The organism is Bradyrhizobium sp. USDA 336 (assembly GCF_044908355.1).
Classification (GTDB): domain Bacteria; phylum Pseudomonadota; class Alphaproteobacteria; order Rhizobiales; family Xanthobacteraceae; genus Bradyrhizobium; species Bradyrhizobium yuanmingense.
In genome coordinates, this window is sequence record NZ_JBIYDC010000002.1 from 1854243 (window position 1) to 1876971 (window position 22729).

A 22729-nucleotide genomic window follows, 5' to 3' on the forward strand; every position below is an offset into this window, starting at 1 on the left:
GTGATTCCAATGAGGTGAAGGACTTAAGCCGTCTCGGCCATCAGTTCGCGGCCGATCAGCATGCGCCGAACTTCGGAGGTGCCGGCGCCGATCTCGTAGAGCTTGGCATCGCGCCACAAGCGCCCGACCGGGAATTCGGAGGTATAGCCAACCCCGCCCAGCGCCTGGATCGCTTCGCCCGCCATCCACGTTGCCTTCTCCGCGGAATAGAGGATCGCAGCAGCCGCGTCCTTGCGCAAGGTGCGCGCGTGATCGGCGCGGTCGCAGGCGCGGCCCACCGCATAGACATAGGCGCGCGTGGCTTGCCAGGTCGAATACATGTCGGCGAGCTTACCCTGCATCAGCTGGAAGTCGCCGATCGGCTGGCCGAACTGCTTGCGCTCGTGCATATAGGGCACCACCGCGTCCATGCAGGCCGCCATGATGCCGAGCGGCCCGCCCGAGAGCACCGCGCGCTCATAATCGAGGCCGGACATCAGCACCTTGACGCCCTCGCCCACCTTGCCCATCACATTCTCCTCCGGCACCTCGCAATCGTCGAAGAACAAGGGATAGGTGTTGGAGCCGCGCATGCCCAGCTTGTCGAGATGCTGGCCATGCGTGAAGCCTTTAAAACCCTTCTCGATCAGGAACGCGGTCATGCCGCGCGGCCCGGCCTCCGGATCGGTCTTGGCGTAGACCACCAGCACGTCGGCATCGCCGCCATTGGTGATCCACATCTTGGAGCCGTTGAGCACGTAGCGGTCGCCGCGCTTGTCGGCGCGCAGCTTCATCGAGACCACGTCGGAGCCGGCGCCCGGCTCGGACATCGCGAGGGCACCAACATATTCGCCGGAGATCAGCTTCGGCAGATAACGCTGCCGCTGCGCGTCATTGCCGTTGCGGCGGATCTGGTTGACGCAAAGATTGGAATGGGCGCCGTAGGACAGCGCCACGGCCGCCGAACCGCGCGAGATCTCCTCCATGGCGACGATATGGGCGAGATAGCCCATATTGGAGCCGCCATATTGCTCCGGCGCGGTCATGCCGAGCAGGCCGAGGTCGCCGAAGCGCTTCCAGAGGTCTGCGGGGAAAAGATTGGCCTTTTCGATCTCGGCGGCACGCGGGGTGATCTCCGCCTCCACGAACGAACGAACGGTGTCGCGCAGCAGGCTGATGTCTTCGCCCAGATCGAAATCGATGCTCGGGATGTTCAAGGCGAGTCCTCCCTATTTTGGGCTCCGAACCTAGCCCGGTCCCGGCCCTCTTGCAGTCGAAAAGGTTGCATTTTCCGCCAAACTTGACGAGGATTTCCGAAAGGAATTCCGATGCCTTTTCAAGCCGCCACCGCAATTCCGCGCCGCGCCGTCACGCCCGCCGCCTTCGTTCGCGGCGTGGTGGCCGCGTACGAGCATTACGGCCGCGATCCCGCCGAAGCCTTGATCCGCGGCCAGGTTGCGCCGGAGCTCCTGAATTCTCCTGATGGGCGTGTGACCGCGGCCCAGTTCGAGGCGCTGGCGGGCCATGCCATGCGCGAGCTCGATGACGAGGCGCTTGGCTGGTTCTCGCGCCGGCTGCCGTGGGGCACCTATGGCATGTTGTGCCGGGCCTCGATCACCGCACCGACGCTGGAGGTCGCGCTCAAGCGCTGGTGCCGGCATCACCGCCTGGTCACAGAGGATGTGCTGCTCGATCTCGAGGTCGGCGAAGAGACCGCCGTCGTGTCGATCCGTCAGCTCCGCGACCTCGGGCCGTTCCGCGAGTTCTGCCTCGTCACACTGTTCCGCTACGTGCTCGGCTTCTCATGCTGGGCTGTCGACTCCCAGATCGCGCTCCGCGCGGCTGAGTTTCCTTACTCCGAGCCCGGCCACGTCTCGGTCTATCCGACCATCTTTTGCCGGAGCCTCCGCTTTGACGCGGACCGCGCGGCCATCGTCTTCGACAAGCACTATCTTTCGCTGCCGCTGACGCGCAGCGCAGCCGATCTCGACAACATGCTCAAGGGCGCGCTCCGGCTCACCGTGCTGCCCTACCGGCGCGACCGCCTGCTGGTCGAGCGCGTCCGCCGCGTGCTGCGCGATGCGCGCGGACGGGTCCTCGGCGCCGAGGACGTCGCCCGCGAGCTCGCGCTCTCCACCCGCACGATGCACCGCCGTCTGCGCGAGGAGTCGACCTCGCTGCGCTATCTCAAGGAAGAAGCAAAATTCGAACTGGCAAAACAGGAGCTGATGCGCGGCCGAACGCCGATCAAGCGCATCGCGGAGATCGCCGGATTCCGCAACGAGAAGAGCTTTTCGCGCGCTTTCCGTACCTGGACCGGCACCTCCCCGCGCGAGTTTCGGGGACGGTATCGCTAAGGCACGCCCCTGAAATTCGATTGATCGTGGGATATTCGAGCCTTACCCAGCCGGCTCCGGCACCGCGATCTCCTGCAACGGCAGCGGCACGTCCTTGGCAACGCCGAGCACGAGGAAGCTGCGGACGTTCTTGACGTGAGGCATCGCGGCGAAATGCAGGAGCTGTTGACGCATGCTCTCGACACTCGGGGCCACGCATTTGAGCAGATAGTCGGTGTCACCGGAAATCCGCCAGCACTGCTGGATGCGCGGGATCGCGGCGATCGAGCTCTCGAACGCCTCCAGCACCGGCTGGGCCTGACTGCCGAGCTGGATCGACACGAACGACACCACCTCATAGCCGAGCAGCCGCTCGTCGATCACGGCGCGCACCGCCCGGATCACGCCGCGGCTGAACAGCGATTTCAGCCGCCGCAGGCAGTTCGGCGCGGACACGCCGACCCGCAGCGCCAGCTCGTTGTTGCGAACCCGCCCGTCCTGCTGCAGCTCGGATAGGATTTTCAGATCGACGCCGTCGAGCTGGTCACGCCCCGCCATCCCCCACCTCGTCCTGGTCGTGTCATGCGGGGCAGCGAAGCACGGGGCGGAATTGGTGCCAAGGGTTCTCAGGCGCGGGCGACCAGCCGCTCCCTTCGTCATGGCCGGGCTCGTCCCGGCCATCCACGTTCTTCGTCTACCGCCAAAAACGTGGATGCCCGGGCCTTCGCCTCGCCGAAGCGGCTTCGGCCGCGCAGGCGGGACAAGCCCGGGCATGACGGCACTTTCGATGCTTCGGGTGAGAATGGCCCCTCAATGCGTCCAGGGCTCGCCGCGGCGGAACGAGAAATTGTCGGCATAGGCAACCGGCCGGCGGATCGACTCCTTGGGCTCGATCACCTGATAGGCGATGCCCTTGCGCTCGCAATAGGCGATCGCCTCTTCCTTGCTGTGGAAGCGCAGCGTAATTTGCTGCTTCATGTCGGCCGACGACGTCCAGCCCATCAGCGGCTCGACCGAGCGCGGCTGCTCCGGCTCGTAATCGAGCTGCCATTCCCTGGTCTTGGACCGGCCGGATTGCATCGCGTTTTTGGCGGGCTTGAAAATGCGTGCGGTCATGACTGGTCCGGGCCTCTTGATCTTTCCGTTCGATTTCGATGCGTCACGGTGGCAGTTGGTGGAAATCTCGGGGATAGTATAGAGAAGCCGGTTGGGAACTGATCCTGATTCCGGCCCCGGCAACCCTCGCCAACGGTATAGTCATTATGCTGCACCGTGACAATTGCGTACCCGCGTCTCATCCTGGGACCCCTTTTGGCGGCCCGGTTTCATCGATCTCCGCGCTTCTGTCCTCTCTGAAAGCTCCCGACGCATGGCCTTCCTGAACGTCAGCGCCACGCTTCCCGACAAGGGTCGCGACCTCCGGCTCGACCTGTTTCGCGGTGTCGCAAACTGGGCGATCTTTCTCGACCATATCCCCGACAACGTCGTGAACTGGATCACGACCCGCAACTACGGCTTTTCCGACGCGGCCGACCTGTTCGTCTTCATCTCCGGCTACACCGCCTCCTTCGTCTATGCGCGGATGATGCTGGACCGCGGCTTCATCGTCGGCGCCACGCGGCTGACCAAGCGGGTCTGGCAGCTCTATGTCGCCCACATCATCCTGTTCGTGATCTACATCGCCTCGATCAGCTATCTCGCGCTGCGCTTCGGCGATTCCGAGATGATCAACGAGTTCAACGTCGCCGGCCTCGTCGACAACGCCACCGAGACGCTGCGCCAGGGCCTGTTCCTGCGCTTCAAGCCCCTCAACCTCGACGTGTTGCCGCTCTACATCGTGCTGATGGGCCTGTTTCCGCCCGTGCTGTGGTTCATGCTGCGCAAGCCCGATTTGACGATGATCCTGTCGATCGTGCTGTGGCTCGTCGCGCGCCATAACGGCTGGAACCTGACCGCCTATCCGGCCGGCCAGTGGTACTTCAACCCCTATTGCTGGCAGGTGCTGTTCGTGTTCGGCGCCTGGTGCTCCATGGGCGGTGCGCGGCGCTCGGCAGCGCTGATCAATTCGCCTGTTACGCTGTGGGTCTGCCTCGGTTATCTCCTGTTCGCGCTGGTCATGACCATGGCCGGCCGCTTCCCCACCTTCGGCGGCATGTTCCCGGAATGGCTGTTCTCGGCCTTCAACCCCAATGACAAGACCAACCTCGCACCGTATCGCTTCCTCCACTTCGTGGTGATCGTGATCCTGGTGATCCGCTTCGTGCCGAAGGAGTGGCCGGGGCTGGAGTGGAAGGTGTTCGACCCCTTAATCGTCTGCGGCCAGCAGTCGCTCGCCGTGTTCTGCGTTGGCGTGTTCCTGTCCTTCGTCGGTCATTTCGAGCTGTCGATGAGCTCAGGGTCGCTGCTCGCGCAGATCTTCGTCAGTGTCGCCGGCATCGCGATCATGACGACCGTGGCTTACTACATCTCGTGGTCGAAGAAACAAGACAAGCCGCTGAAGCCGCCGCCGGCCAAGCCGGCTGCGGAAGCGAAGGCGGCCTGAGAGAGGCGGCAGTTAAGCCGCCTCTTCGCCGTCGAACTCGGTGAACTTCTTGTAGATCCAGTCGCGGCCGTCGTGGCGACGCCAGACCTTGCCGAGCACGAACTGCCCGTTGATGGAGCGGCGCGGCACGATCACCGTCCAGAGGTGCCAGATCTCGGTCCAGTTTGACTGCGGACCGATGGTCCCGATGTTGCGGTCAATAGCCATGGCAGAACTCGCTGGCGCAGAACTTAGGCTGATCCGCGCGCCGCGACGAACAGTCATCTGTGGTGGCACAGAGTGGACAGCCCATCGCGAGCCGGGACCGACCTGATAGCAGCCAGCCAAACGGCCGCAACAGCCGCTCGTCTTTAACCTTGCCGATCAACCTTACTTCTTGGGATGGCGCGGCGCGTTTGGTTGAAAGCCCGCGCCGGTTTTTCTAGAATGTCCGTGATTTGAGGACGAGCGCGCCGTTTCGGCGCAGGGTGACTTTCAGACTGAACTTTGCAGACGATCGGACGTTTGGAAGCAAGTAGATTGCTGGGGGGACGACAATGATGAAATTGCAATGTGCGCGTCTGCGCCTCGCGTTGCGCGTGATCCCGCCCGCGCCAATCGTGAGCACGGCCTCGCAACGGCCGCCGCAAGCCGCCAACGACAATCAGATGGCCTGGCCGTACGTGCCATTTCCGCCCGGCTGGCACGCCTCGAACTGACGAGCGCGCCGGGCAAAACGCAACGCCGCACAAGCGGAATATTCATCGCTTGGCGGCGTCCGTTTAGACATTGGGCGCTGAAATCCCCAACACGGATTTGTCTATCGCGACGCCCAAAGGTTCGATGAGGCTTTGCTGATTTCCAGGCGAAGCGGAGGCCGGACGCGTGGATGCCAGGCCATGCCGGTTGGATGCTGACCTCTAGGCCAGCGCCGCCCGGGGAATGGTCGGGGCAGCTGGATTCGAACCAACGACCTGCAGTACCCAAAACTGCCGCGCTACCAGGCTGCGCTATACCCCGAATGTCCGGCGAGCCTCGTCGATACACGCTTCCCGGAGCGCCAGCAAGCTTTCCAAAGCCGCCGGCCCTGAGCCCAATCGGCCCTGCCCGCCCTATTTGCCGCCGAACAGGGGGTGGCCGACGCGATCACCGGGGCGGATGCCGTACTTCTGCGCCGTCCCCGCCACCACCTCCAGCACGGCCCGAGCGGGTCCCCGGGAGGAGATGATCTTCGTCGACAACGGCTCGGTATTCTCCGCAATGCGCAGGATGCGGCCATCGGCGCGGATGAAGATCATGTCGAGCGACACATAAGTGTTCTTCATCCACATCGAGATTTCCTGCTCGGGATTGAAGTCGAACAGCATGCCTTTGCCGTCGGCCAATTCCTTGCGGTACATCAGGCCGGTCTCCTTCTCCTCCGGGGTCGTTGCCATCTCGACCGAGAACACCTGCACGCCGTTCTTGGTGACGATCTCGAGCGGCTGGAAGCTGGCGGCGCCGGCCGGCGCGCCGGCGACGGCCCAGCCGGCGATGACGAGGATGGCGGCAAGCCAGCCCTTCAGAGCGGACCAGGCGTCCTTTCGATCAGAAGTCATGGGGGCTCTCATGGCGTGGGACTTCAGTCAGTCCTTACGCGGCGACCGCCGGAAAAGGAAGAGGCGCGCCGGACTTGCGGCGCGCCTCTGCTCACAATTGCTGGAATTCATAGCCTTAGTGCGACTGCAATCCCGGCGATCCGGTCTCGGGATGGATCTCGGCCGCCATCATGCCCTTGGAGCCGGGCCCGAAGCGGACCAGCACATACTGGCCCGGCCTCAGCTCAGTCATGCCGAAGCGGCGCAGGGTCTCCATGTGCACGAAGATGTCGGGGGTGCCCTCGCCGCAGGTCAGGAAGCCGAAGCCGCGCAGCCGGTTGAACCATTTGACCTGGGCCCGCTCCAGCCCGCTGGTTGGGGTGACCGTGACATGGGTGCGCGGCGGCAGCATCTGCGCCGGGTGGATCGCGGTCGACTCGTCCATCGAGACAACGCGGAAGGCCTGGTAGCCCTTGGCGCGCTGGATGCACTCGACGACGATGCGGGCGCCCTCATAAGCGGTCTGGAAGCCGTCGCGCCTAAGCACGGTAACGTGCAGGAGCACGTCCGGCCAGCCGTTGTCGGGAACGATGAAGCCGTAACCTTTGGAGGCGTCGAACCATTTAATGACGCCGGTGACCTCGACGAGATTGGCGCTGGCTTCGCCCAATCCGGTGAAGGGATTGAGCGCATTGTCGCGGCCGGCTCCGCCATGCTCGCCCGGCGTCAATCGCCCCTGCGAGGTGCCCTGTCCGGGAACTCCAAGCTTCTTGGACTCAAATCCGTCCGACGACCCCATAACCCCGGACCCCACACTGCCATGCAACCCGCCACATTGGCGGCGCTCGAATCACGCGTCTTAAGAGAATGTTCTCAATTCGACGCGACGCGAATCTTTCGACTCAAAAGATAACACTCCCGGTTGAGACGCATAGACAAAAAAGAGATTCGCCGGAACCTATGAACAGCTTGCACAGCCGCGAATCAAATTGATGCCTCAATTGCCGACAAAGGGCCCGAGCGTCTCGCCGATGTCGTGGTGGATGACGAGGTCGGCGATGTCGTCCTGCTCGGTCGGCTCGCGATTGATGATCACGAGACGTGCACCGGCGCGCTTGGCCATCATCGGAAAGCCGGCCGCCGGCCAGACCACCAGCGAGGAACCGATCGCGATGAAGAGATCGCAGGCCTGCGACAGCGCTGTCGCGCGCTGCATCTCCTCGTCCGGCATCATTTGCCCGAAGGAAATCGTGGCGGTCTTCACCGGCGCGTCGCAGGCGGTGCAGTTGGGCGCGATGCCATCGCCGTCGAAACGGCGCTTCACCCAGTCCAGCGGATAGTCCTGCCCGCAGCCGATGCAGCGCGCATAAGTGGTATTTCCGTGAAGTTCAATCACGTGCTCCGGCGCGAATCCCGAGGCCTGGTGCAGATTGTCGATGTTCTAGGTGATGACGGCGGGAACCTTGCCGGCGCGGTAGAGCGATGCCAGCGCCCGATGGCCGCGGCCGGGTTTCGCTGCGGCGAAGACCTCCTCCATCGCAAAGCGGCGGCGCCAGGATTCGTCCCGCGCTGACTGGCTCGCGACGAACTCGTCGAACGGGATCGGACGGTTACGCGTCCAAATTCCACCCGGCGAGCGGAAGTCGGGAATGCCGCATTCGGTCGAGATGCCGGCACCGGTGAACGGCACGATGGTCCTGGCCTCGGCGATCATGTCGCCGAGCCGTTCGATACCGCTCTGCAGATCCGATGCGATCAATCGCGCCTCCCCGATAGTTTGGCCTGACAGCAACATACGCAAGCGACAAGATCGTTGACGCTCTTATCAAGCGCCAATGCAATGCACTCGGCAATTTCTTCCGACCTTCGCATATCACAATCCTGCAATGCCTCCTCCCCATTGACGCCCCATTCGGAAGTGCCAATGGATGTGTTGACGCGACTCAACGTGATTGCGGCGGCAGTGCTTGAGTTCGGATGTGCACATACTCAGGTGTCGAGGGGATTTGACATGACCGAAGACGAACAGCGCAAAGAGCGCGAACGCGAAGAAATCGCCGCCCGTGTCGCCGCCTTCCGTGCCACACAGGAAAAGTTCAAGCGCGAGCGCGAGGAATACTTCGTGGCGACGCTGGAGAATGCCCGCAAGGTCGAGCGGCCCTCGCTCTGGCCGTAGGCATCATCGCGCCGGCAGGCGCAACGACATACGAATGACGACATGCGAACGAAAAAAGCCCGGAGCACCGCTCCGGGCTTTTCGCTATTCGCCGACTACCAATAACGGTAGTGGTGGTGACGGTAGTACGGCCCGCCGTAATAGGCATACGGACCCGGTCCGTAATAGGCGGGACCGTCGTAATAGCGGTAGCGGGGACCGTAATAGCCATAGGGCTGGGAAGCCGCGACTGCGCCCGCGGTGATCGCGCCGGCGGCGAGGCCGAACGCGAGGCCCGGGCCGATGCCGCCGCGGCCGCGCGCCTCAGCCGGCGCGGGCGCCGCAACCGCGGTCACACCGACCGCCGCGATGGTGGCCAGAACTGCCAGTGTCTTCTTCATGCTTGTCCTCCTTCGCGTGTCGCGGAGACAACGGCGAGCGCCTGCGATGGTTGCGCATGGATGGAACCAGCCCGCAGGCAAGAAATGTCGATGAGGCGGGAACGAAACGGCGAGACGGCGGTTAGCGTCTCAAGTGCGGGAGCCTCCGCCATCCGGGTCGAGGCGACAGCACGAAGACCCCGTCAGCATCTCCGCGGTGCTGGCGGGGTTTTCAGTTTCATGGGAGCAGATGGCAGCAGACCATGACGGTTGCCAGCGGGGACGACGATCATGGAGGAGAGTTTGCCCTTATCCGCTTTGCTGGCCCGTATCCGTAAATTGGCTCCCAAATCCGAGGATGAACATTACGACGAGATCGTCCGCAGCTTCGGTGTCGGCACGCTGCGCCCGCCGCCGACGCCGATGAGCGACCGCGAGCTGGCGCAGGCCATCGCCGAGTTCCTCAAGGAGCAGCCGTCGAGCGAATCCGTCGCGACCCTCGGCCGCCGGCTCGACCCGTCCACCCGGCTCTGAGTTTCTTCGCGGGGAGTATGGAACCAGGAATGCGCGCGGACGTTGAGTCCGTTCCCTGCTGAGCGGAGAGAAAGAGATATGCCCGCCTGGCTCGAAGTCTTGCTCAACCTGTCCGGCTATGCCGGCTTCGTGGCGCTCGCCTCGCGCGGCGCCGGATGCCCGCAGGCGCCGGCCGATGACCGCCGTTGCGGCGACGAGCGTTAGTTGGCGCGCGCGGCTTGGCCTGCCGTGCGCACCAAACGGTCGGCCTTGACCGCAACGCGCGTGTCCTCAGCCTGCGGCCGCAGCGAGAAGCTGATCACAACGAAAGCAATACAGAACAGCGTGCCGACGACGGCGACGCGCCGGTAGGTGTGCCGGTCGCCTTGGAAAAAGGACGGAGCTGAAAAAGGCATCATGGCAAATTGCTGCTTGCGCAAATCGTTTTTGGCAAAGGCGTTTCTTGCTTGTCGTTGCCGAACACCTACCCCAAGGCGCAGCAAGCGCAACGCGATTGGGCTTTTAACCTAACCGAATAGGGTTATCGGCATCCGCATAAGCTATCGTTAGCCAGACGCATCCGGCACCTTCGCGGCGAGAGCGGCGCAAGAACGCCCGGCTTTGTTCCAGCTTCGACTCCGTTTCGTTCGCGAAGAACGAATCGGAGTCGCAAGAATGCGCGGAGAGCAACTCCTAACGATCGATGAAAGCGCGCACGCTCACACCGTCGACCCGGCGGGACCCTTCTTCGACGAGTGTCTTCTGCAACAAGTCTCTTCTGCAACAAGACTCTTCTTCGACACAACTTCGAGAAGACTCTTCGCCGGCAAGCAACGCGGCGACAGATCAAGCGCGCCCCCTCGGAGCGGATCGCGCTTGCGCGTTGCCGCGTGGCGTCGACAAAGTCAGGCCGCCCGCTTCGGCTTCTCCTTCGAGAAGCATTCGAGGATCTGGATGCGCAGCTCCTCCGCCGCAGGGCCCTCGACCTTTCTGAGCTCGTTCCAGAGCCTGATCACTTCGCGCTGTTTTTCGACGGTCATGAGCAACCTCCAACGGTCCATCAACGCGTCTCACTAGAACAAAATGAGAACAAAAAGTCCAGCCCCGGACGTAAAATTTTGGTGGGGGGCGGCGTTGAACCTTTTCGGCGCGACAAGCACCTATGGAAGCTGGGGATTTCAGCGCCCAGTTACACGGCAGCGCCGCCTGACGAACATACTCCGTCGTGGCGGCGCTGTTGCTTTTTGCGATTTCAACTTTAGGTTAAAGCCATGGCTGTCGGCCAGGCGCTGAAATCCCAACGCCGTCAGCCAGAAAAGCCTCGCGCGAAAGCGCGGGGCTTTTTCTTGTGAAGCGGATGAGCATGGTGAGGGAACAAAGCTCGTCGTTCAGGACGAAGCGAGTACCGCGTGCTGGTTACCCTGATGGTCGTCGTGATGTTCGGGCATCGCAATGGCCGAGCACCACCTGGTCCTCGGCCGTTGATTGCTGCGCCGGCGCGTCAATGAGCCCACCGCACCGACATCGCCGGCACGTCAGACGGCGTCCTTGGCCACCTTCAGCGGCGAGGCCTTGACCGATTTGCTGGCGGGCTTCGCCGCAAACTGCATCGGCTCCTTGGTGAAGGGATTGATGCCCATGCGGGCTTCGGTCGCCGGCTTGTTCACGACCGACATCTTCACAAAGCCGGGAATGACGAACTCGCCGGACTCGTTGAGCTCCTTGTAGCCGACCGTCGCCATATACTCGATCACCGACTTCACGTCGTTCTTCGAAAGCTGCGTGCCCTCGGCAATTGCATCGATCAATTGGGTCTTCGTCATCTTCGCCATGGTCTGAATTCCTTTGAATGGGTGCGCGGAGCAATTCTGCTGCTGGGGACGCGGCCGGACCCGCGAGTGCGCGCTGCTGATTCATGCCAGAAGTCATGAAGCGATCGGGCTTAGACCCTATCGAGGCCAAAAACGCAAGCACGGGCTCCGCGAGGTTCCCGACTTCCTGTGCAAGACGTTGCAGGACCTGCAATTTTAGGACCTGCAATTTCTCGAACCTGGCACAGCGGCGCGGCTGCTATAAGCCAGGACAGGTATCTGATGGGGTTCTGATGAAGGTCGCTATCGTCATCGCAGGTTTGATCGTGGTCGCCGTCGCAGCCCTCGTCGCGATCCAGCCTAGCTTCTTGAAGCCCACGTCCTTCGCCCTCGTGAAAAAGTCCGACATGTTCGGCTTCTCGCCCGGGATGACATTCGACGAGGCCAACAAGCTCGTCGGGCGACGCCATTATCTCTGCCGGCCGAGCCGAGGTCCGTACACCCTCTCATGCGACATCAACGGCGCCAAGGTCGCCGTTGATGGCGACGAGACCGACCCCAGGCATCCGATCTGGCGCGTCAATGCAACGCTGAACAATCCGGGATCGCAGGAAGCTGCCGTCAAATCGATCTCCGAGCAGTTCAACGCCTCGGCCATTAAGGACCGGGAGGGTTGGATCTGGATCGTCGGCCGCGGTCTCAAGCTGAGCTATGACGGCGCCCGCCTGACCCTCGTGGACGAGGCCGCCGAGGCCAGGCTGCGCAAGGAGGACGCCAAGCCCTAGATAGCATCGCGCTTTGGCGTCACCTCGTCGTGAAACTTGTGGCTCGGCGATCCCTTGTTGACGCTTCAGTAACCTAACGCGACCAAGCTTCACTCAGGTTGGTTGCGTTGGAGTATCCTCAAAGTGCTGGATTTTAACGAGCTGCGTGAACTCGCGGCGGATGTTCGTATTTTCGTCGATGTCGCCGAAGACAAGGCCGAGGCGCTCAGAGCCGTGATCGCGGCCTACGACGTGGTGCTGGCGATCTTCCCGGTCGATGACGGCATGGGCCTCCACGTCATCAAGGGCAAGGGGATCCTGGACCAGATCGCGACGTCGCGCACACACGCGATGTACAGCCACACGGCGATCGCGGTTCCGGATCTCGCCCACGCCGAAGCGCTCAAGTTCCTGACGGCGCCCGTCGAACACCGGATTGCGGCCTGAGCTTGGTTGCAGCCGCACCGCTCCGCAGCAGAGCGGCGCGGCTGAATTGTCGTGGTGCCTTCAGCGGCTTTGTCTGGGCGTACGGGCTGTTCGCCGCTTCCGTCGCAGCCCGATGCGCGTGCCCGGCAGATTGATGCCAAGCTCGATCGCGCGCGACCTGATCGATGCAATGGGGCGCTTGAGCTTCACGATCATCAGCGTGAGGCTCTTTCCGGTTTCGCACATGGATCGAAGCAGCCGGTCGTCGTCTTCCGACCAGCGTTCGTGATTGTAGGTGCGGGCAGCCATCGACGTTTGCCTCTGAGGCCAATGAGGCGGGACCTGAGCAGGGAATGTCAAAGGACCCAGCTTCGCCTTTTTTCTGAGCGCGGCGGCTGGGTGTCAGTTGAGGGGCGGCTTGTTACGCTGCCGCCTGACGCAGAGATAGTTTTGCGGCGTCGATTTTCAACCGACTTACGGATTTGTAATGGCCCGGCGCGAGCGCCTCCACGTTCTAGAGCGCGATGAAATGAAGCTCGATCGCTGCAAAGACGGAGGTGCGCTCCCTCTCCCGCTTGCGGGAGAGGGTTGGGGAGAGGGTATTTCCGCAATGGGACAATCCCTAGAGGAGAAAGCCCTCACCCGGCGCGCGGGACGATGCTTCGCATCGCCCGGACGCGCCGACCTCTCCCGCAAGCGGGAGAGGTGAAGGAGCCGCGGCAATCGATTCAGACTAACCCGTCCCCACTCCAGCGAAGCGGCGCACTTTCGTTTGAACTTTCTTAGCCCTCGCGCGTCTTACAGTTGAAGCGTCCCTAAGCTTCACCTCGACAGAGAACCCCGCTCCCGAAAGGGCGGGGTTTTCGCTTTGGCGCTGCATCAGCTCGCTCGGGATTTCAAGCGCTCTTTGCCGTTGACCCGGCGGCCGTCCGGCCGCACTTTTTGCGACGGGCAGGGTTTTGAGGAGCCGTGATGCCGAAAACCCTTGTGGAATTCAGAGCGCAGAACCTTCGTTTGCTCGAGCGGCTTTGTCCCGACGACCCGCGCTACATCGCGGCCTGGCTGAAGCAGTTCGACGAGCAGAACGGGATCACACCAAAAGCTGGTCCGAAGTCGGGCAAGCGCCGCGCCAGGCCTTCGCCGCGAAGCAAGACCGCTTCGGCGGAACGCATGAGGTCAGCGCCCTCCTCCTCGGTCTCACCGCGCTGATCGGCAACGATAGCCGCGCAGTCCCGAGAGCCGCTCGGGCGCTCACGGAATGTCTGCGGCCTTCCGGTTGTCCCCGATCGAAACCGGCTTGTTGAGGAAATACTCGCGATTGCCTGTCGCCGCTTCCGCGTATTGGTCGATGGCGACGATGATGGCCTGGACGTGGGCATAGCACCACCCTTCCCGCGTCGCCCTGCGGCGGACGTCCTCGAGCGCGGTCAGGAAGGGCGACAGGTCTCGCTCATCGTCGAACCATCGCCTGCTCACCATGTCCTCCCGCCGAGCACCCTGCCCTTGGACTGGCGCGGCTCTGCCGCCTTCAGCGCATCGCGTTCCGCGCACAGGCTCTCGACCTTCGCCTGCATCCGCGACAGCAACGCCTCGGCCGAGGCCGTGCCGATACCCGCCCGTTGCAGCTGGAGGATCTCCTTCCTCTGCCTGCCCATCTGGATGCGCATCCGTTCGATCTCCCGCCTGAGAAAGTCCAGGTCCGGCATTGTTCCGCCTCGCAAATTCTAGAGATGGCCCATGAGAACAAAAACGGAACGAAGAGTCGAGTCTGACGTTCTACGGAAAACCGAATAGGAGATGCGCGATGGCCGACAACACCCGGAAGGACCCGAAGGACTGGGTTTCCGGCGACGACCCGATGACCGGAGCCCAGGAATCCTATCTCAAGACCCTGGCCGAGCAGGCTCACCAGGACCTGCCCGAGGAAGAACTGACCAAGGCCGAGGCCTCGGAGCTGATCGACAAGATGCGGCAAAAGGCCGGGCTGGACGAGTGAGCCGTCCAATTGCGGGAACCCGGCTCCGTGCGTATGCAAACGAAATTGGGAATCGAAAATGCCTTATTTCGTTTGTGCCCGCGACGGAGCGGGCCAGATCATCTTGAAGCGAGACACAAGGGAAGCGGCCGAGAAGAAAGCCGCCGAGCTCCGCGACATGGGCTATTTCGAAGTCGAGATCGTGGCCAAGGGTGACGAGGAGACGGCGTGAGGGATCATGCTTCCCTCAGCACCTTGATGACGCTGAGAATGACGAAAGCACCCAGACCGTAAGTCAGCGCATTCACGACCCAGGAAATGGCGATGCCGACAATGGGTCCTCCGACCGCTCCCCGGAAAAAATACGCTGCGCTGATACCCGGCCACTCCAGCCAAAGAAACGCGAAGTCGGTCAGCGGCTCCAGGACGAGGAGCACCGTCGAGACGAGCGCCCCGATGGCCAATGCGATGACAAGGTACGTCCTCAGCCAGGGCATCAAAGACCCAGCAAGCCAGCGATAACAGGAACGAGGAAAAAAGCGGCGATCCCGAGCAACCCGCCCACGACAAAGCGTGCCGCGCGGCCGTGAATCTTGGTATCGAGCCACGCACAGATGGCCACTACAGCCTGTCTCAGCCAGCTACCCACGAGGGTTCTGACGAGATCGAACAGGAGTTCTGCAACGAGTGCGGCCATGCCGTTTGGTCGGCGCGACCTCTGGCGGGGTTCAAGTGCGGAGGCAATGACGAGAGCGGTTGAAAGCCTGCGCCGCTGGACTGCACCTGCCGAATAACACAAGATAGTTTCAGTGTCGCTGCAGCAGATCGGCCGGCGGCCGGCGTGAGTTAAGTGCCGCAATAAAATTCAGAAAGCGCAGGGAGGAACGATGCAGCGAAAAAGAAAGGTGGCGCTTGATGATGCGATGGCTGGCCTGGGTCTGATAGCGGCCATCACGGTCATTGCGATCTCGCCGGCAAGCGCCGACGATTCAGCCAACATACCACCTGCGCTCAAATGCGCTGACCTGACCGGCTGGACGATGCCGGGATCGACGGCAACAGTCACCAAGGCCGAGCTGGTGCCGGAGGCGCCGCCGGGCACCGTGCAGCCGTCGCCGCCGGCGCCGGCCACCGTATCGGTGGCGCTGCCGCCGAACTGCCGCGCGGATGGCGTGATCGATCAGCGCGTGGGCGTCGAGGGCAAGTCCTACGCGATCGGCTTTGCCGTCGCCCTGCCCGATCGCTGGAACGGCCGGTTTTTGTTTCAGGGCGGCGGTGGTTTGAACGGCTCGATCCGGCCGCCGCTGGGTTACCACGCGGCCGGCGAGGTGCCGGCGCTGGCGCGCGGCTTTGCCGTGGTCTCCACCGATAGCGGTCATCAAGGCGCGGTGTTCGATGCCTCGTTCCTGAAGGACCAGGAAGCCGCGCTCAACTTCGCCCATGCATCCGTCGGCAAGGTGACGATGGCCGCCAAGGCGATCGTCGCGCATTACTATGGCCAGCCCGCAAAGCGTTCCTACTTCACGGGCTGCTCAACCGGGGGCCGCGAAGGCATGCTGGCGTCGGCGCGCTATCCCGAGCAATTCGACGGCATCGTCGCCGGCGCGCCTGCGATGCGCACCGGCAATTCCAATATCGGTCTCGCCTGGGCCAACGCTGCCTTCAGCCAGATCGCGCCGAAAGATGCGTCCGGCAAGCCGGAGCCCGCCAAGACGTTTTCTCCGGCCGAGCGAAAGCTGATCACGAACGCGATCCTCGATGCCTGCGACGCCAAGGACGGCGTCAAGGATGGCCTGATCTTCGACGGCAAGGCTTGTCAATTCGATCCCGCGGTCCTCACCTGCAAGGGCGACAAGACGGATTCTTGCGTGGCGCCGCCGCAGGTCGATGCCTTGAAGAAAGCTTTTGCCGGGCCGAAGAATTCACGCGGCACGCAAGTCTACCCGCCGTTCCCGTGGGACAGCGGCGTGGCAGCCGAAGGCGTTGCCATTCCCGGCATCCTGGCCACAGGCGCGCGCAGTCCGGTCGGACCGCCCGTTTGGGAAAGCATCAACGTCGATCAACTCGAAGACCGGGTCAACGCGAGCGGGATGGATCGCCTCACCAACACCGCCTACTGGACCAACCTTTCGAGCTACTTCGGCCATGGCGGCAAGCTGCTGTTTTACCACGGTGTGAGCGATCCCTGGTTCTCGGCGAACGACACCGTGACTTACTACGAGCGCATGGCGGCGGATTCCGGCGGCATGGAATTGGTGCGGGAGAAATGGAGCCGGGCCTTCCTGGTGCCTGGCATGGGTCACTGCTCGAGCGGCGCAGCGCTCGATCGCTTCGATCTCCTCACCGCGGTCGTGAACTGGGTGGAAGACGGCAAGGCGCCCGATGCGGTGGTCGCGACGGGACCAGCCTTTCCCGGCCGCAGCCGGCCGCTTTGCGCCTATCCGCAACATGCGCGGTACAAGGGCCAAGGCGATCCCGAGAGCGCGGCGAGCTTTGAGTGCAAGTAGGGGCGATGTGCGCGGTCAAATGCGAAAGTCGATGCCAAGGATTGGCGCACGTGGCAGAAATTACGGTGACGGTCACTCACTCGTGCTGCCAGATAAATTCACTGTCACCGTAATTTGCCAATCATCCAGCGGTTCTCACCGGACGGTTCCTGCTGGAGATCTATCTCAAGGGTCGCAGACCAGATCCTCAAATGCTCCAGTGGCGACATTTCTAAAGTCCTCCGAATTTCGTTCGTTCATATAGGCGGCGGCCCCGCTATCGCGACAGCACCGGTCCCACGGTCAGGTCGGTGCGTCGAACTGCTCCACCTGACATCGTGAATGGTACGCCGGCGGACTTCAGCGCATTGATCACCTTAGCCTCGATGGGACTGAGCGTTCCGGGATCAGCGACACCAACGTTGAGGCCTACGATCGAAGGGGTTGGATTTCCCATGATGATGCCGACGGTCACTCCCCAGCCCGCATCATTAAAGATCCGCGCAATGTCGTTCCCGTAGATAGAACAATCAGTGCACGCGACATCCGCAGCAATTCCGATCGGCGGCTTGGTGCCATCCGTAATCTTGAGCGCAGCGGCGAGAATCCGTTCCTGGTCCGCTTTGATTGATCGCGGGTCAATGTGCTTTGCGAGCGCAGTAACCTGGCGCTGGAGGTCTTCGATTCGATTTTTTGCTTCGTCCGGTGACGCGCCATTCAGCTTGTCCTTGTAGGCGTCTCTCTGCCCCCGCGCCAACGCGAGTTCAGCATCCCGGCTGGCGATGGTTGCATCCCGATTTGCAACGATGCCCGAATAGCGCCAGTCGACGGCAAAGTATACGAGTAGGGCCATTGCCAGGAACGCCACGACATGCGGCGCGGGGGCAGCACGCACGGCATTGAGTTGTGACACCAGTTTTTCAGGATCCACCATTCCCCTCCTGCTACAGATTCACAGCCGCACGTTGTAGCATCTCGGAGGTTACGCTGACAGTGCACTCAATTCGTTCCTGATCGCCACCTCGCCGCGCTCGGCGGTCGCCTCGAGATCGTGTGGAAGTGAGACGCCAAGCTCCCGGCGTCTCATTTTGAGCTCAGCCATCCCTTGGGAACGCGGAATATCGCGAGCCGAACCGGTCCCTCGTTGACCGAATCTACCAGCGTTGCCGAGAACTCCAGCAAATTGGGGCTTATGAGCGTCCATTGCCCCTTGAGCATGTTGACGCCCTTTCGTGTCGTGATCTCTTTCTTGACGAGCTTTTTTGCGCGGACCTTCTTTGCCATATCGAGCCCCTCCTTGTGGCGAGAATACCGCCATACGTTCGGGCCGTGAAGTCGCCGATGCCAGCTGAAAGCATCAATGAATACCATCTGCAATTCCTGGATTGCGCTGACAGTGCACTAGACTCCACTAAACTCCACCCATGCCGCCGCGCGGAACGTAGACGAGGTTATCTATCTGCCGCTTTCTTCTTCCTCACCCGCTTGAGGGGCTCAATCGGCTCAGCTTTTGGGTAGACGAACTCATGGTCTCCCATGGCGCCAAGGTCGAAGGCACAGGCCTCGTACAGATTGCGGATGTCGGCGCGGAGTTGCTTCCGCTGTCTTGGGGTCAGGTTCTCGAAGTGCCAGAGGGTGTTTCCGTGCCCATGGTCTTTTCGTACCGACACTCTCACATCCATGATGCGATTGATCAGCGGGCGAATGCGCTCCGGCACTGTCTCCCGTCTCACGGTCGCTAGGACCGACGTCACGTCTTCCATCCGCTTGCGGTAGTTGTCTCGAAAGGACAGCATAATGTCCAACGCGGTACGGATGCGCACGAGTTGCCCTACGGGATCTCGCCATCCTCGATACTTGTCGGGCTTTTTGCTCAAGGAACGTCTTCCTCTGATTATTCGTCCCACCAATGCTTGGCATCGACCGAACCCGCCCATAGGGCATGCATGTCGTTCGCAATTGTGGCGCGGCTAGTCCGCTAGAATCCTTGCGATCTCCTCCGCACCCAGGCGCTTCTTGTCGAACAATGTCAGAGCAAGTCGTTCAATCTTTGCGCGGTGCGTGGACACGAGATCCGATGCGCGCCCGTGTCCTCGATGCATCATTCTCAATTGCTCTTCTTCCTCAAGGTGTCCCAATAGCTCTACCATCTTCCCGTAATCACCCCAGCCTGCTCCTTCATGCGTGAGGGCGTCAAAGAGCTCCTGTGCTTCTAAACCGGCCGCGCAAATTGCGAGTTGGTCTACGAGGTCCGTATGGCTTGCGCTTTGGATCTCCGCAGAGCCCTTGGCATCGTCACCACCGATGGCTATTTGCGCCCCACCGACGGTTAGACCTAGACACCACGCCACAACAATGTGTCCAGCCTCATGGAACGCTGCACCGCGCTGGTCTCTCTCCGGCTTTGATTGCTGATGCTGCACGTTATCCTTGGGAATTTTGGCGAGGAAGCTCGTACCCTCTTTGTACAATCTTGAACGAGCCGATACCATCTGTGTTGTTAACAGTGGCCAGATTCATTTTGCCTTGCAGGCTGCTGACGCGGGGCGTTCGTCCACATCATCACGCATACGTTCCCCCTGCCCCTCCTCCCCGTTTCCTGCTATTTCCTACCCGCCGTCCCGGCCCAAGACAAAACCCTCCGTCCGTTCCAGGGAGCAACAACCATGCGATACCTCCACACCATGCTGCGCGTGCGCAATCTCGATGTCGCGCTGAAGTTCTACCAGGATGCGCTGGGCTTGAAGGAGGTGCGGCGGATCGAGAACGACAAGGGGCGGTTCACGCTGGTGTTCCTGTGCTCGGCGGACGATCTCGAGGCGCTGAAGAAGCAGCCGCCGACGCGCGGGGCGCCGCTGGTCGAGCTCACCTGGAATTGGGACGAGGAGAAGTATGGCGAGGACCGCTTCTTCGGCCATCTCGCCTACGAGGTCGACGACATCTACGCCACCTGCGAGAAGCTGATGAAGGCGGGCGTCACCATCAACCGTCCGCCGCGCGACGGCAACATGGCCTTTGTCCGCTCGCCGGACCTGCACTCGATCGAGCTGCTGCAGAAGGGCGATCCGAAGCCGCCGCAGGAGCCCTGGGCGTCGATGCCGAACACCGGCCATTGGTAAGCCACAGGCAGGAACCAGGCCCCTCGCCGGACGTTCTCCTTTCACGAAACCGATTTGGAGGAGGATGCGATGGCGAGAGGGCTGTTGCTTTGGATGATTGGCGTGCCTATCCCGGTGATCATTCTGTTGTGGCTGTTCTTCGGCCGCTGAGCGAAAAGCTTGAACTTTGCAAGGAAAGCTCCGCCGCGTGCGGAGCTTTTTGCATGACGGGCGCGATGCAATCGCGCATCGCTCCGCGCGCCGAATTCCGCTATCACCCGCAGCAAGGTGGATTGTAGCCCGCATGGAGCGCAGCGGAATGCGGGGACGCCGACCCTGGATTGCGCTTCGCTCCATCCAGGCTACGACGCCGAACAATGCCGCGGGGAGAGCTTCATGGCCGATACCAAGCTGACGATCTGGGGCCGCGCCAATTCGGTCAACGTGCAGAAGGTGCTGTGGTGCTGCACCGAGCTTGGGCTCGCCTACGAGCGCATCGATGCCGGCATGCAATACGGCAAGACCCGCGAGGCCGACTATCTGGCGATGAATCCCAACGCGCGGATCCCGACGCTGGTCGAGGGCGACTTCGTGCTGTGGGAGTCCAACTCGATCATGCGCTATCTCTGCCTCGCGCATGGCCGCGGCACGCCGCTCTATCCCGAGGCGCCGAAGCAGCGCGCCTCGGTCGACCGCTGGCTCGACTGGACGCTGTCGACGGTGCAGCCGGTCGACCGCCCGGTGTTCTGGGGCATCGTGCGCACCGCGCCCGCCGAGCGCGACATGATCCAGGTGCAGCGCGATGCCGATGCTGCCGCCGAGGTCTGGGCCATCGCCGACCGCCTGCTCGCCACGCGCCCCTTCATCGACGGCGATGCGTTCACGCTCGCCGACATCGCGGTCGGATCCTATGCGCGGCGCTGGCTCGGGGTCGAGGGCATCAGCCGGCCGGCCCAGCCGCACCTCACGCGCTGGCTCGCCGAGCTCGGCAAGCGGCCGGGATTTGCGCAATTCGTCGCACCGCCGATGTCGTGAGCACCTCGCGCGCCTTAAGCTGCGGCGATCGCGCGGGGAATCCGCGTTCGGGCGCGCGCCCCGCGGCGTCACGGCCGCGCTTGACGGCTACTGTGCATGGGGTTGTTTTCGCGGTTTTGTTTGAGGCTTTAGCGCCAGCCGCGCTCGACCAGCAGCACGACGACGATCAGCACCAGAGTCACCGCAGCCGTGGCGAGCCGCGCGGTCCAGCTGAGGCCGCGGCCGATCCACCATAGCAGCGCGCAATACATCAGCACGGGGACGATGATGTCGAGCCGCACCAGATCCGCGGACATGGGCTTCAGCGCCGGATGCCGGTGTCGACGCTGGTCGAGCCGCCGAGCTTGACGCAGGTCCCGGTGCCCTCGGCCATCACGAAGCCAGCGCCATAGGCGGCGCAGGCGCCTGCCCGCGCCTTGCCGGCCGTGCTGCCGTGTAGCGGCAGCGCCTTGCCGGCCTGCGGTGGCTCGGCAGGCGGCAGGCGCAGGCTCTCGGCCGCGGTCGCGGACGTGGCCAGCAAGGACAGCAGGATGAGGAGCGGCGTGCGCATCGCCGCCTTGTAGCCTGGACCGGTCCCGCGCGCCATCGAACCGTCCGCGATCAGAGGAACCTGACGCCGGCCGACTTGCCGCGGCGCCAGACCACTTGGCAGCTCCGCCCGGTGCGCGCATCGCGTGCAAAGGCCATCCGGATCACGCCGGGAAGCTGGCTCGCGTCCTCGTCCAGGGTGATCTTGGCGCCCGAATCCGAGATGTCCTGGACCAGGCAGTGCCGCGCGGCAAAGCCGCCGTCCAGCGTGATCCAGGCATGCTGCGACAGCAGCTTGCGGGCTGCGCGCTTCTTCGGCGGTGGCATCGGCAAAATCTCCCCGTCCAGCGCTACGCAGGGAACGCTAACAAACCGTTGAAATCGCCTCCGAATGATCCCGCGCCCCGGGCTATCCACCGGGGCCGAAAGACCGTTCCCGAACGGCTTGCCCGGGAGCGCAAAGGCCACTATACGTTCGCCCGCTGCAAGCCGCCGGGCCCTGTTCGGCCGGCCAGCGGCCGTGCCGGGACAATCGGCAGGGCCCTGCGTTTGCTCCCTTCGTCTATCGGTTAGGACGCCACCCTTTCACGGTGGAGAGAGCGGTTCGATTCCGCTAGGGAGCGCCACCAAAACCAATCACTTGAAGATCCACTCTGCCGCCGTGTCCAACGTGTGGCCAATAAACCCGTGCGAACACCCATGGACGTGGGCTCGATCGCCGCACCGCTTTCACGAAGCTCGACAAGCTCGCCCTAGCGATGGTCGGAGCCATGGCCGCTCTAGCGGTACTCTGGGGCCTGCTGAATCCGGAGCACCAGACAGCCAAGCGCGCGACGTCTAAAGCGGCTCCACCTTCCTGCTATTCGATCGGCCGGTCTATTGCGCCGCGATGCTGGCACAGAACGAGCGGTAGCGAAATAAAGCATTTACAATCTGAGTAATGGAAAGCGCGCCGGCCGGCGGACGTTGTGGGCGCAGCCCGGGGCCAAGCCCTAGTGCGAAGCTCTTTCGCGCGCAGCATTCAGGTCCGCCTTTATGCCTGAGATCGCTGCATCAGCCGCCTGTCGTCGAGGGGGCGGTTCATTGAGATCTCGCGCCCATGGTGCCCCCGATCGGGCTGTCGGACCGGAAGTGACTTGATTAGA

The 22729-nt window shown here is 62.7% G+C and carries 36 protein-coding genes, 2 tRNA genes and 2 pseudogenes; 16 read left to right on the forward strand and 24 right to left on the reverse strand.

Going from position 1 to position 22729, the window contains the following annotated elements; translation table 11 throughout:
• Positions 1–23: 23 nt before the first annotated feature.
• Positions 24–1196: an isovaleryl-CoA dehydrogenase gene (locus ABIA45_RS09535; protein WP_271540413.1), complete on the reverse strand. Its 1173-nt coding sequence runs from the start codon at positions 1194–1196 to the stop codon at positions 24–26.
• Between the two features lie 111 nt (positions 1197–1307).
• Between ABIA45_RS09535 and ABIA45_RS09540 the strand changes: the two genes are divergently transcribed.
• Positions 1308–2336, forward strand: coding sequence for an AraC family transcriptional regulator (locus ABIA45_RS09540; RefSeq protein ID WP_404651825.1), 1029 nt, complete (start codon positions 1308–1310; stop codon positions 2334–2336).
• A 42-nt stretch (positions 2337–2378) separates the two neighbouring features.
• On the opposite strand, the gene ABIA45_RS09545 is transcribed toward ABIA45_RS09540, so the two are convergent.
• Entirely contained in the window at positions 2379–2873 is a 495-nt protein-coding gene (locus ABIA45_RS09545; RefSeq protein WP_404651826.1) for an Lrp/AsnC family transcriptional regulator, read from the reverse strand.
• Positions 2874–3125: 252 nt separating this feature from the next.
• A complete protein-coding gene (locus tag ABIA45_RS09550) occupies positions 3126–3431 on the reverse strand; it encodes an ETC complex I subunit (RefSeq protein ID WP_024337795.1) in 306 nt (101 codons plus the stop codon).
• A gap of 253 nt (positions 3432–3684) precedes the next feature.
• Between ABIA45_RS09550 and ABIA45_RS09555 the strand changes: the two genes are divergently transcribed.
• Positions 3685–4857 carry an OpgC domain-containing protein gene (locus tag ABIA45_RS09555; protein ID WP_157284240.1) on the forward strand — a complete coding sequence of 391 codons (1173 nt, stop codon included), beginning with the start codon at positions 3685–3687 and terminating at the stop codon, positions 4855–4857.
• Between the two features lie 12 nt (positions 4858–4869).
• Here ABIA45_RS09555 and ABIA45_RS09560 read toward each other — a convergent pair whose 3' ends face one another.
• A complete protein-coding gene (locus ABIA45_RS09560; protein WP_271540422.1) occupies positions 4870–5064 on the reverse strand; it encodes a hypothetical protein in 195 nt (64 codons plus the stop codon).
• A gap of 329 nt (positions 5065–5393) precedes the next feature.
• Here ABIA45_RS09560 and ABIA45_RS09565 point away from each other — a divergent pair, with 329 nt between their 5' ends.
• On the forward strand, positions 5394–5555 hold the full coding sequence (locus ABIA45_RS09565) for a hypothetical protein (RefSeq protein ID WP_404651828.1): 162 nt from the start codon (positions 5394–5396) through the stop codon (positions 5553–5555).
• Between the two features lie 224 nt (positions 5556–5779).
• Here the strand turns inward: ABIA45_RS09565 and ABIA45_RS09570 are convergent.
• The 4 genes and pseudogenes from ABIA45_RS09570 to ABIA45_RS09585 form a co-directional block, all read right to left on the reverse strand.
• Positions 5780–5856, reverse strand: a tRNA-Pro gene (locus ABIA45_RS09570).
• A 92-nt stretch (positions 5857–5948) separates the two neighbouring features.
• Entirely contained in the window at positions 5949–6434 is a 486-nt protein-coding gene (locus ABIA45_RS09575; RefSeq protein WP_271540426.1) for a DUF192 domain-containing protein, read from the reverse strand.
• Between the two features lie 115 nt (positions 6435–6549).
• Positions 6550–7212, reverse strand: a complete 663-nt coding sequence (locus ABIA45_RS09580) for a cold-shock protein (RefSeq protein ID WP_035999666.1) — start codon at positions 7210–7212, stop codon at positions 6550–6552.
• A 198-nt stretch (positions 7213–7410) separates the two neighbouring features.
• Positions 7411–8172, reverse strand: a pseudogene (locus tag ABIA45_RS09585) (SIR2 family NAD-dependent protein deacylase).
• Between the two features lie 165 nt (positions 8173–8337).
• On the opposite strand from ABIA45_RS09585, the gene ABIA45_RS09590 reads away from it, so the two are divergent.
• Entirely contained in the window at positions 8338–8589 is a 252-nt protein-coding gene (locus tag ABIA45_RS09590) for a hypothetical protein (RefSeq protein WP_271540429.1), read from the forward strand.
• A gap of 95 nt (positions 8590–8684) precedes the next feature.
• Here the strand turns inward: ABIA45_RS09590 and ABIA45_RS09595 are convergent, their stop codons facing one another.
• Positions 8685–8969, reverse strand: a complete 285-nt coding sequence (locus ABIA45_RS09595; RefSeq protein WP_157284232.1) for a hypothetical protein — start codon at positions 8967–8969, stop codon at positions 8685–8687.
• A gap of 270 nt (positions 8970–9239) precedes the next feature.
• On the opposite strand from ABIA45_RS09595, the gene ABIA45_RS09600 reads away from it, so the two are divergent.
• Positions 9240–9482, forward strand: coding sequence for a hypothetical protein (locus ABIA45_RS09600; RefSeq protein ID WP_404651830.1), 243 nt, complete (start codon positions 9240–9242; stop codon positions 9480–9482).
• A gap of 78 nt (positions 9483–9560) precedes the next feature.
• Complete coding sequence (locus ABIA45_RS09605; protein ID WP_036045606.1) at positions 9561–9686, forward strand: hypothetical protein; 126 nt, start codon at positions 9561–9563, stop codon at positions 9684–9686.
• On the opposite strand, the gene ABIA45_RS09610 is transcribed toward ABIA45_RS09605, so the two are convergent.
• From ABIA45_RS09610 to ABIA45_RS09620, 3 genes are all read right to left on the reverse strand, one after another.
• Positions 9683–9880: a hypothetical protein gene (locus ABIA45_RS09610; RefSeq protein WP_333920065.1), complete on the reverse strand. Its 198-nt coding sequence runs from the start codon at positions 9878–9880 to the stop codon at positions 9683–9685. The genes ABIA45_RS09605 and ABIA45_RS09610 overlap by 4 nt on opposite strands.
• A gap of 486 nt (positions 9881–10366) precedes the next feature.
• Positions 10367–10501: a hypothetical protein gene (locus ABIA45_RS09615; RefSeq protein ID WP_260347228.1), complete on the reverse strand. Its 135-nt coding sequence runs from the start codon at positions 10499–10501 to the stop codon at positions 10367–10369.
• Positions 10502–10996: 495 nt separating this feature from the next.
• Positions 10997–11293 carry an HU family DNA-binding protein gene (locus tag ABIA45_RS09620; protein ID WP_008558895.1) on the reverse strand — a complete coding sequence of 99 codons (297 nt, stop codon included), beginning with the start codon at positions 11291–11293 and terminating at the stop codon, positions 10997–10999.
• 272 nt (positions 11294–11565) lie between these two features.
• On the opposite strand from ABIA45_RS09620, the gene ABIA45_RS09625 reads away from it, so the two are divergent.
• The gene (locus ABIA45_RS09625) at positions 11566–12057 is read left to right on the forward strand and encodes a hypothetical protein (protein ID WP_404651833.1); all 492 of its coding nucleotides are present in this window, start codon (positions 11566–11568) and stop codon (positions 12055–12057) included.
• 123 nt (positions 12058–12180) lie between these two features.
• Positions 12181–12483, forward strand: coding sequence for a hypothetical protein (locus tag ABIA45_RS09630; RefSeq protein ID WP_275502085.1), 303 nt, complete (start codon positions 12181–12183; stop codon positions 12481–12483).
• A 60-nt stretch (positions 12484–12543) separates the two neighbouring features.
• On the opposite strand, the gene ABIA45_RS09635 is transcribed toward ABIA45_RS09630, so the two are convergent.
• Positions 12544–12771 (reverse strand): hypothetical protein, encoded by a 228-nt coding sequence (locus ABIA45_RS09635; protein ID WP_035999684.1) that lies wholly within the window; start codon positions 12769–12771, stop codon positions 12544–12546.
• A 663-nt stretch (positions 12772–13434) separates the two neighbouring features.
• Between ABIA45_RS09635 and ABIA45_RS09640 the strand changes: the two genes are divergently transcribed.
• On the forward strand, positions 13435–13671 hold the full coding sequence (locus tag ABIA45_RS09640) for a hypothetical protein (RefSeq protein WP_157284226.1): 237 nt from the start codon (positions 13435–13437) through the stop codon (positions 13669–13671).
• 42 nt (positions 13672–13713) lie between these two features.
• Here the strand turns inward: ABIA45_RS09640 and ABIA45_RS09645 are convergent, their stop codons facing one another.
• Together ABIA45_RS09645 and ABIA45_RS09650 are read right to left on the reverse strand one after the other, a co-directional pair.
• On the reverse strand, positions 13714–13938 hold the full coding sequence (locus tag ABIA45_RS09645; protein ID WP_085974320.1) for a hypothetical protein: 225 nt from the start codon (positions 13936–13938) through the stop codon (positions 13714–13716).
• Positions 13935–14168 (reverse strand): hypothetical protein, encoded by a 234-nt coding sequence (locus ABIA45_RS09650; RefSeq protein WP_271546558.1) that lies wholly within the window; start codon positions 14166–14168, stop codon positions 13935–13937. Before ABIA45_RS09650 ends, ABIA45_RS09645 begins: the two co-directional genes overlap by 4 nt.
• Positions 14169–14266: 98 nt before the next feature.
• On the opposite strand from ABIA45_RS09650, the gene ABIA45_RS09655 reads away from it, so the two are divergent.
• Positions 14267–14458 (forward strand): DUF3072 domain-containing protein, encoded by a 192-nt coding sequence (locus tag ABIA45_RS09655; RefSeq protein ID WP_225141865.1) that lies wholly within the window; start codon positions 14267–14269, stop codon positions 14456–14458.
• Between the two features lie 58 nt (positions 14459–14516).
• Entirely contained in the window at positions 14517–14669 is a 153-nt protein-coding gene (locus ABIA45_RS09660; protein ID WP_157783960.1) for a hypothetical protein, read from the forward strand.
• A 4-nt stretch (positions 14670–14673) separates the two neighbouring features.
• Here ABIA45_RS09660 and ABIA45_RS09665 read toward each other — a convergent pair whose 3' ends face one another.
• Together ABIA45_RS09665 and ABIA45_RS09670 are read right to left on the reverse strand one after the other, a co-directional pair.
• A complete protein-coding gene (locus ABIA45_RS09665) occupies positions 14674–14934 on the reverse strand; it encodes a hypothetical protein (RefSeq protein WP_404541239.1) in 261 nt (86 codons plus the stop codon).
• Complete coding sequence (locus ABIA45_RS09670) at positions 14934–15134, reverse strand: hypothetical protein (RefSeq protein ID WP_404541241.1); 201 nt, start codon at positions 15132–15134, stop codon at positions 14934–14936. Before ABIA45_RS09670 ends, ABIA45_RS09665 begins: the two co-directional genes overlap by 1 nt.
• 343 nt (positions 15135–15477) lie before the next feature.
• On the opposite strand from ABIA45_RS09670, the pseudogene ABIA45_RS09675 reads away from it, so the two are divergent.
• Both ABIA45_RS09675 and ABIA45_RS09680 read left to right on the forward strand, forming a co-directional pair.
• Positions 15478–16410 (forward strand): annotated as a pseudogene (locus ABIA45_RS09675) (tannase/feruloyl esterase family alpha/beta hydrolase); the annotation flags it as partial.
• Between the two features lie 117 nt (positions 16411–16527).
• The gene (locus ABIA45_RS09680) at positions 16528–16944 is read left to right on the forward strand and encodes a tannase/feruloyl esterase family alpha/beta hydrolase (protein WP_404655642.1); all 417 of its coding nucleotides are present in this window, start codon (positions 16528–16530) and stop codon (positions 16942–16944) included.
• Positions 16945–17200: 256 nt separating this feature from the next.
• Here the strand turns inward: ABIA45_RS09680 and ABIA45_RS09685 are convergent, their stop codons facing one another.
• The 4 genes from ABIA45_RS09685 to ABIA45_RS09700 form a co-directional block, all read right to left on the reverse strand.
• Positions 17201–17857 carry a hypothetical protein gene (locus tag ABIA45_RS09685; RefSeq protein WP_404651837.1) on the reverse strand — a complete coding sequence of 219 codons (657 nt, stop codon included), beginning with the start codon at positions 17855–17857 and terminating at the stop codon, positions 17201–17203.
• A gap of 149 nt (positions 17858–18006) precedes the next feature.
• Positions 18007–18207, reverse strand: a complete 201-nt coding sequence (locus tag ABIA45_RS09690) for a hypothetical protein (RefSeq protein ID WP_404651838.1) — start codon at positions 18205–18207, stop codon at positions 18007–18009.
• 167 nt (positions 18208–18374) lie between these two features.
• Entirely contained in the window at positions 18375–18800 is a 426-nt protein-coding gene (locus ABIA45_RS09695) for a hypothetical protein (protein ID WP_404651839.1), read from the reverse strand.
• 93 nt (positions 18801–18893) lie between these two features.
• Positions 18894–19394, reverse strand: coding sequence for a hypothetical protein (locus ABIA45_RS09700; RefSeq protein ID WP_404651841.1), 501 nt, complete (start codon positions 19392–19394; stop codon positions 18894–18896).
• A gap of 195 nt (positions 19395–19589) precedes the next feature.
• Between ABIA45_RS09700 and ABIA45_RS09705 the strand changes: the two genes are divergently transcribed.
• On the forward strand, positions 19590–20042 hold the full coding sequence (locus ABIA45_RS09705; protein WP_404651843.1) for a VOC family protein: 453 nt from the start codon (positions 19590–19592) through the stop codon (positions 20040–20042).
• A gap of 375 nt (positions 20043–20417) precedes the next feature.
• Positions 20418–21056, forward strand: a complete 639-nt coding sequence (locus ABIA45_RS09710) for a glutathione S-transferase family protein (protein ID WP_271546579.1) — start codon at positions 20418–20420, stop codon at positions 21054–21056.
• A gap of 128 nt (positions 21057–21184) precedes the next feature.
• On the opposite strand, the gene ABIA45_RS09715 is transcribed toward ABIA45_RS09710, so the two are convergent.
• Genes ABIA45_RS09715 through ABIA45_RS09725 form a run of 3 tightly spaced genes read right to left on the reverse strand, consistent with a single transcriptional unit; the run spans position 21185 to position 21911 of the window.
• Positions 21185–21352, reverse strand: coding sequence for a hypothetical protein (locus tag ABIA45_RS09715; protein ID WP_225150781.1), 168 nt, complete (start codon positions 21350–21352; stop codon positions 21185–21187).
• Positions 21353–21357: 5 nt separating this feature from the next.
• Positions 21358–21606, reverse strand: coding sequence for a hypothetical protein (locus ABIA45_RS09720; protein WP_404655644.1), 249 nt, complete (start codon positions 21604–21606; stop codon positions 21358–21360).
• Positions 21607–21656: 50 nt separating this feature from the next.
• Complete coding sequence (locus tag ABIA45_RS09725; RefSeq protein WP_197952920.1) at positions 21657–21911, reverse strand: PilZ domain-containing protein; 255 nt, start codon at positions 21909–21911, stop codon at positions 21657–21659.
• A 224-nt stretch (positions 21912–22135) separates the two neighbouring features.
• On the opposite strand from ABIA45_RS09725, the gene ABIA45_RS09730 reads away from it, so the two are divergent.
• A tRNA-Glu gene (locus ABIA45_RS09730) sits at positions 22136–22210 on the forward strand.
• Positions 22211–22729 lie beyond the last annotated feature (519 nt).

What these genes read in the sequence shown, in the direction of transcription:
- ABIA45_RS09540 (WP_404651825.1), top strand. Translation starts at nt 1,308, where the DNA reads ATGCCTTTTCAAGCCGCCACCGCAATTCCGCGCCGCGCCGTCACGCCC.
- ABIA45_RS09545 (WP_404651826.1), bottom strand. Translation starts at nt 2,873, where the DNA reads ATGGCGGGGCGTGACCAGCTCGACGGCGTCGATCTGAAAATCCTATCC.
- ABIA45_RS09550 (WP_024337795.1), bottom strand. Translation starts at nt 3,431, where the DNA reads ATGACCGCACGCATTTTCAAGCCCGCCAAAAACGCGATGCAATCCGGC.
- ABIA45_RS09555 (WP_157284240.1), top strand. Translation starts at nt 3,685, where the DNA reads ATGGCCTTCCTGAACGTCAGCGCCACGCTTCCCGACAAGGGTCGCGAC.
- ABIA45_RS09560 (WP_271540422.1), bottom strand. Translation starts at nt 5,064, where the DNA reads ATGGCTATTGACCGCAACATCGGGACCATCGGTCCGCAGTCAAACTGG.
- ABIA45_RS09565 (WP_404651828.1), top strand. Translation starts at nt 5,394, where the DNA reads ATGATGAAATTGCAATGTGCGCGTCTGCGCCTCGCGTTGCGCGTGATC.
- ABIA45_RS09575 (WP_271540426.1), bottom strand. Translation starts at nt 6,434, where the DNA reads ATGACTTCTGATCGAAAGGACGCCTGGTCCGCTCTGAAGGGCTGGCTT.
- ABIA45_RS09580 (WP_035999666.1), bottom strand. Translation starts at nt 7,212, where the DNA reads ATGGGGTCGTCGGACGGATTTGAGTCCAAGAAGCTTGGAGTTCCCGGA.
- ABIA45_RS09590 (WP_271540429.1), top strand. Translation starts at nt 8,338, where the DNA reads ATGGATGTGTTGACGCGACTCAACGTGATTGCGGCGGCAGTGCTTGAG.
- ABIA45_RS09595 (WP_157284232.1), bottom strand. Translation starts at nt 8,969, where the DNA reads ATGAAGAAGACACTGGCAGTTCTGGCCACCATCGCGGCGGTCGGTGTG.
- ABIA45_RS09600 (WP_404651830.1), top strand. Translation starts at nt 9,240, where the DNA reads ATGGAGGAGAGTTTGCCCTTATCCGCTTTGCTGGCCCGTATCCGTAAA.
- ABIA45_RS09605 (WP_036045606.1), top strand. Translation starts at nt 9,561, where the DNA reads ATGCCCGCCTGGCTCGAAGTCTTGCTCAACCTGTCCGGCTATGCCGGC.
- ABIA45_RS09610 (WP_333920065.1), bottom strand. Translation starts at nt 9,880, where the DNA reads ATGATGCCTTTTTCAGCTCCGTCCTTTTTCCAAGGCGACCGGCACACC.
- ABIA45_RS09615 (WP_260347228.1), bottom strand. Translation starts at nt 10,501, where the DNA reads ATGACCGTCGAAAAACAGCGCGAAGTGATCAGGCTCTGGAACGAGCTC.
- ABIA45_RS09620 (WP_008558895.1), bottom strand. Translation starts at nt 11,293, where the DNA reads ATGGCGAAGATGACGAAGACCCAATTGATCGATGCAATTGCCGAGGGC.
- ABIA45_RS09625 (WP_404651833.1), top strand. Translation starts at nt 11,566, where the DNA reads ATGAAGGTCGCTATCGTCATCGCAGGTTTGATCGTGGTCGCCGTCGCA.
- ABIA45_RS09635 (WP_035999684.1), bottom strand. Translation starts at nt 12,771, where the DNA reads ATGGCTGCCCGCACCTACAATCACGAACGCTGGTCGGAAGACGACGAC.
- ABIA45_RS09640 (WP_157284226.1), top strand. Translation starts at nt 13,435, where the DNA reads ATGCCGAAAACCCTTGTGGAATTCAGAGCGCAGAACCTTCGTTTGCTC.
- ABIA45_RS09650 (WP_271546558.1), bottom strand. Translation starts at nt 14,168, where the DNA reads ATGCCGGACCTGGACTTTCTCAGGCGGGAGATCGAACGGATGCGCATC.
- ABIA45_RS09655 (WP_225141865.1), top strand. Translation starts at nt 14,267, where the DNA reads ATGGCCGACAACACCCGGAAGGACCCGAAGGACTGGGTTTCCGGCGAC.
- ABIA45_RS09660 (WP_157783960.1), top strand. Translation starts at nt 14,517, where the DNA reads ATGCCTTATTTCGTTTGTGCCCGCGACGGAGCGGGCCAGATCATCTTG.
- ABIA45_RS09665 (WP_404541239.1), bottom strand. Translation starts at nt 14,934, where the DNA reads ATGCCCTGGCTGAGGACGTACCTTGTCATCGCATTGGCCATCGGGGCG.
- ABIA45_RS09670 (WP_404541241.1), bottom strand. Translation starts at nt 15,134, where the DNA reads ATGGCCGCACTCGTTGCAGAACTCCTGTTCGATCTCGTCAGAACCCTC.
- ABIA45_RS09680 (WP_404655642.1), top strand. Translation starts at nt 16,528, where the DNA reads ATGGATCGCCTCACCAACACCGCCTACTGGACCAACCTTTCGAGCTAC.
- ABIA45_RS09685 (WP_404651837.1), bottom strand. Translation starts at nt 17,857, where the DNA reads ATGGTGGATCCTGAAAAACTGGTGTCACAACTCAATGCCGTGCGTGCT.
- ABIA45_RS09690 (WP_404651838.1), bottom strand. Translation starts at nt 18,207, where the DNA reads ATGGCAAAGAAGGTCCGCGCAAAAAAGCTCGTCAAGAAAGAGATCACG.
- ABIA45_RS09705 (WP_404651843.1), top strand. Translation starts at nt 19,590, where the DNA reads ATGCGATACCTCCACACCATGCTGCGCGTGCGCAATCTCGATGTCGCG.
- ABIA45_RS09710 (WP_271546579.1), top strand. Translation starts at nt 20,418, where the DNA reads ATGGCCGATACCAAGCTGACGATCTGGGGCCGCGCCAATTCGGTCAAC.
- ABIA45_RS09715 (WP_225150781.1), bottom strand. Translation starts at nt 21,352, where the DNA reads ATGTCCGCGGATCTGGTGCGGCTCGACATCATCGTCCCCGTGCTGATG.
- ABIA45_RS09720 (WP_404655644.1), bottom strand. Translation starts at nt 21,606, where the DNA reads ATGCGCACGCCGCTCCTCATCCTGCTGTCCTTGCTGGCCACGTCCGCG.
- ABIA45_RS09725 (WP_197952920.1), bottom strand. Translation starts at nt 21,911, where the DNA reads ATGCCACCGCCGAAGAAGCGCGCAGCCCGCAAGCTGCTGTCGCAGCAT.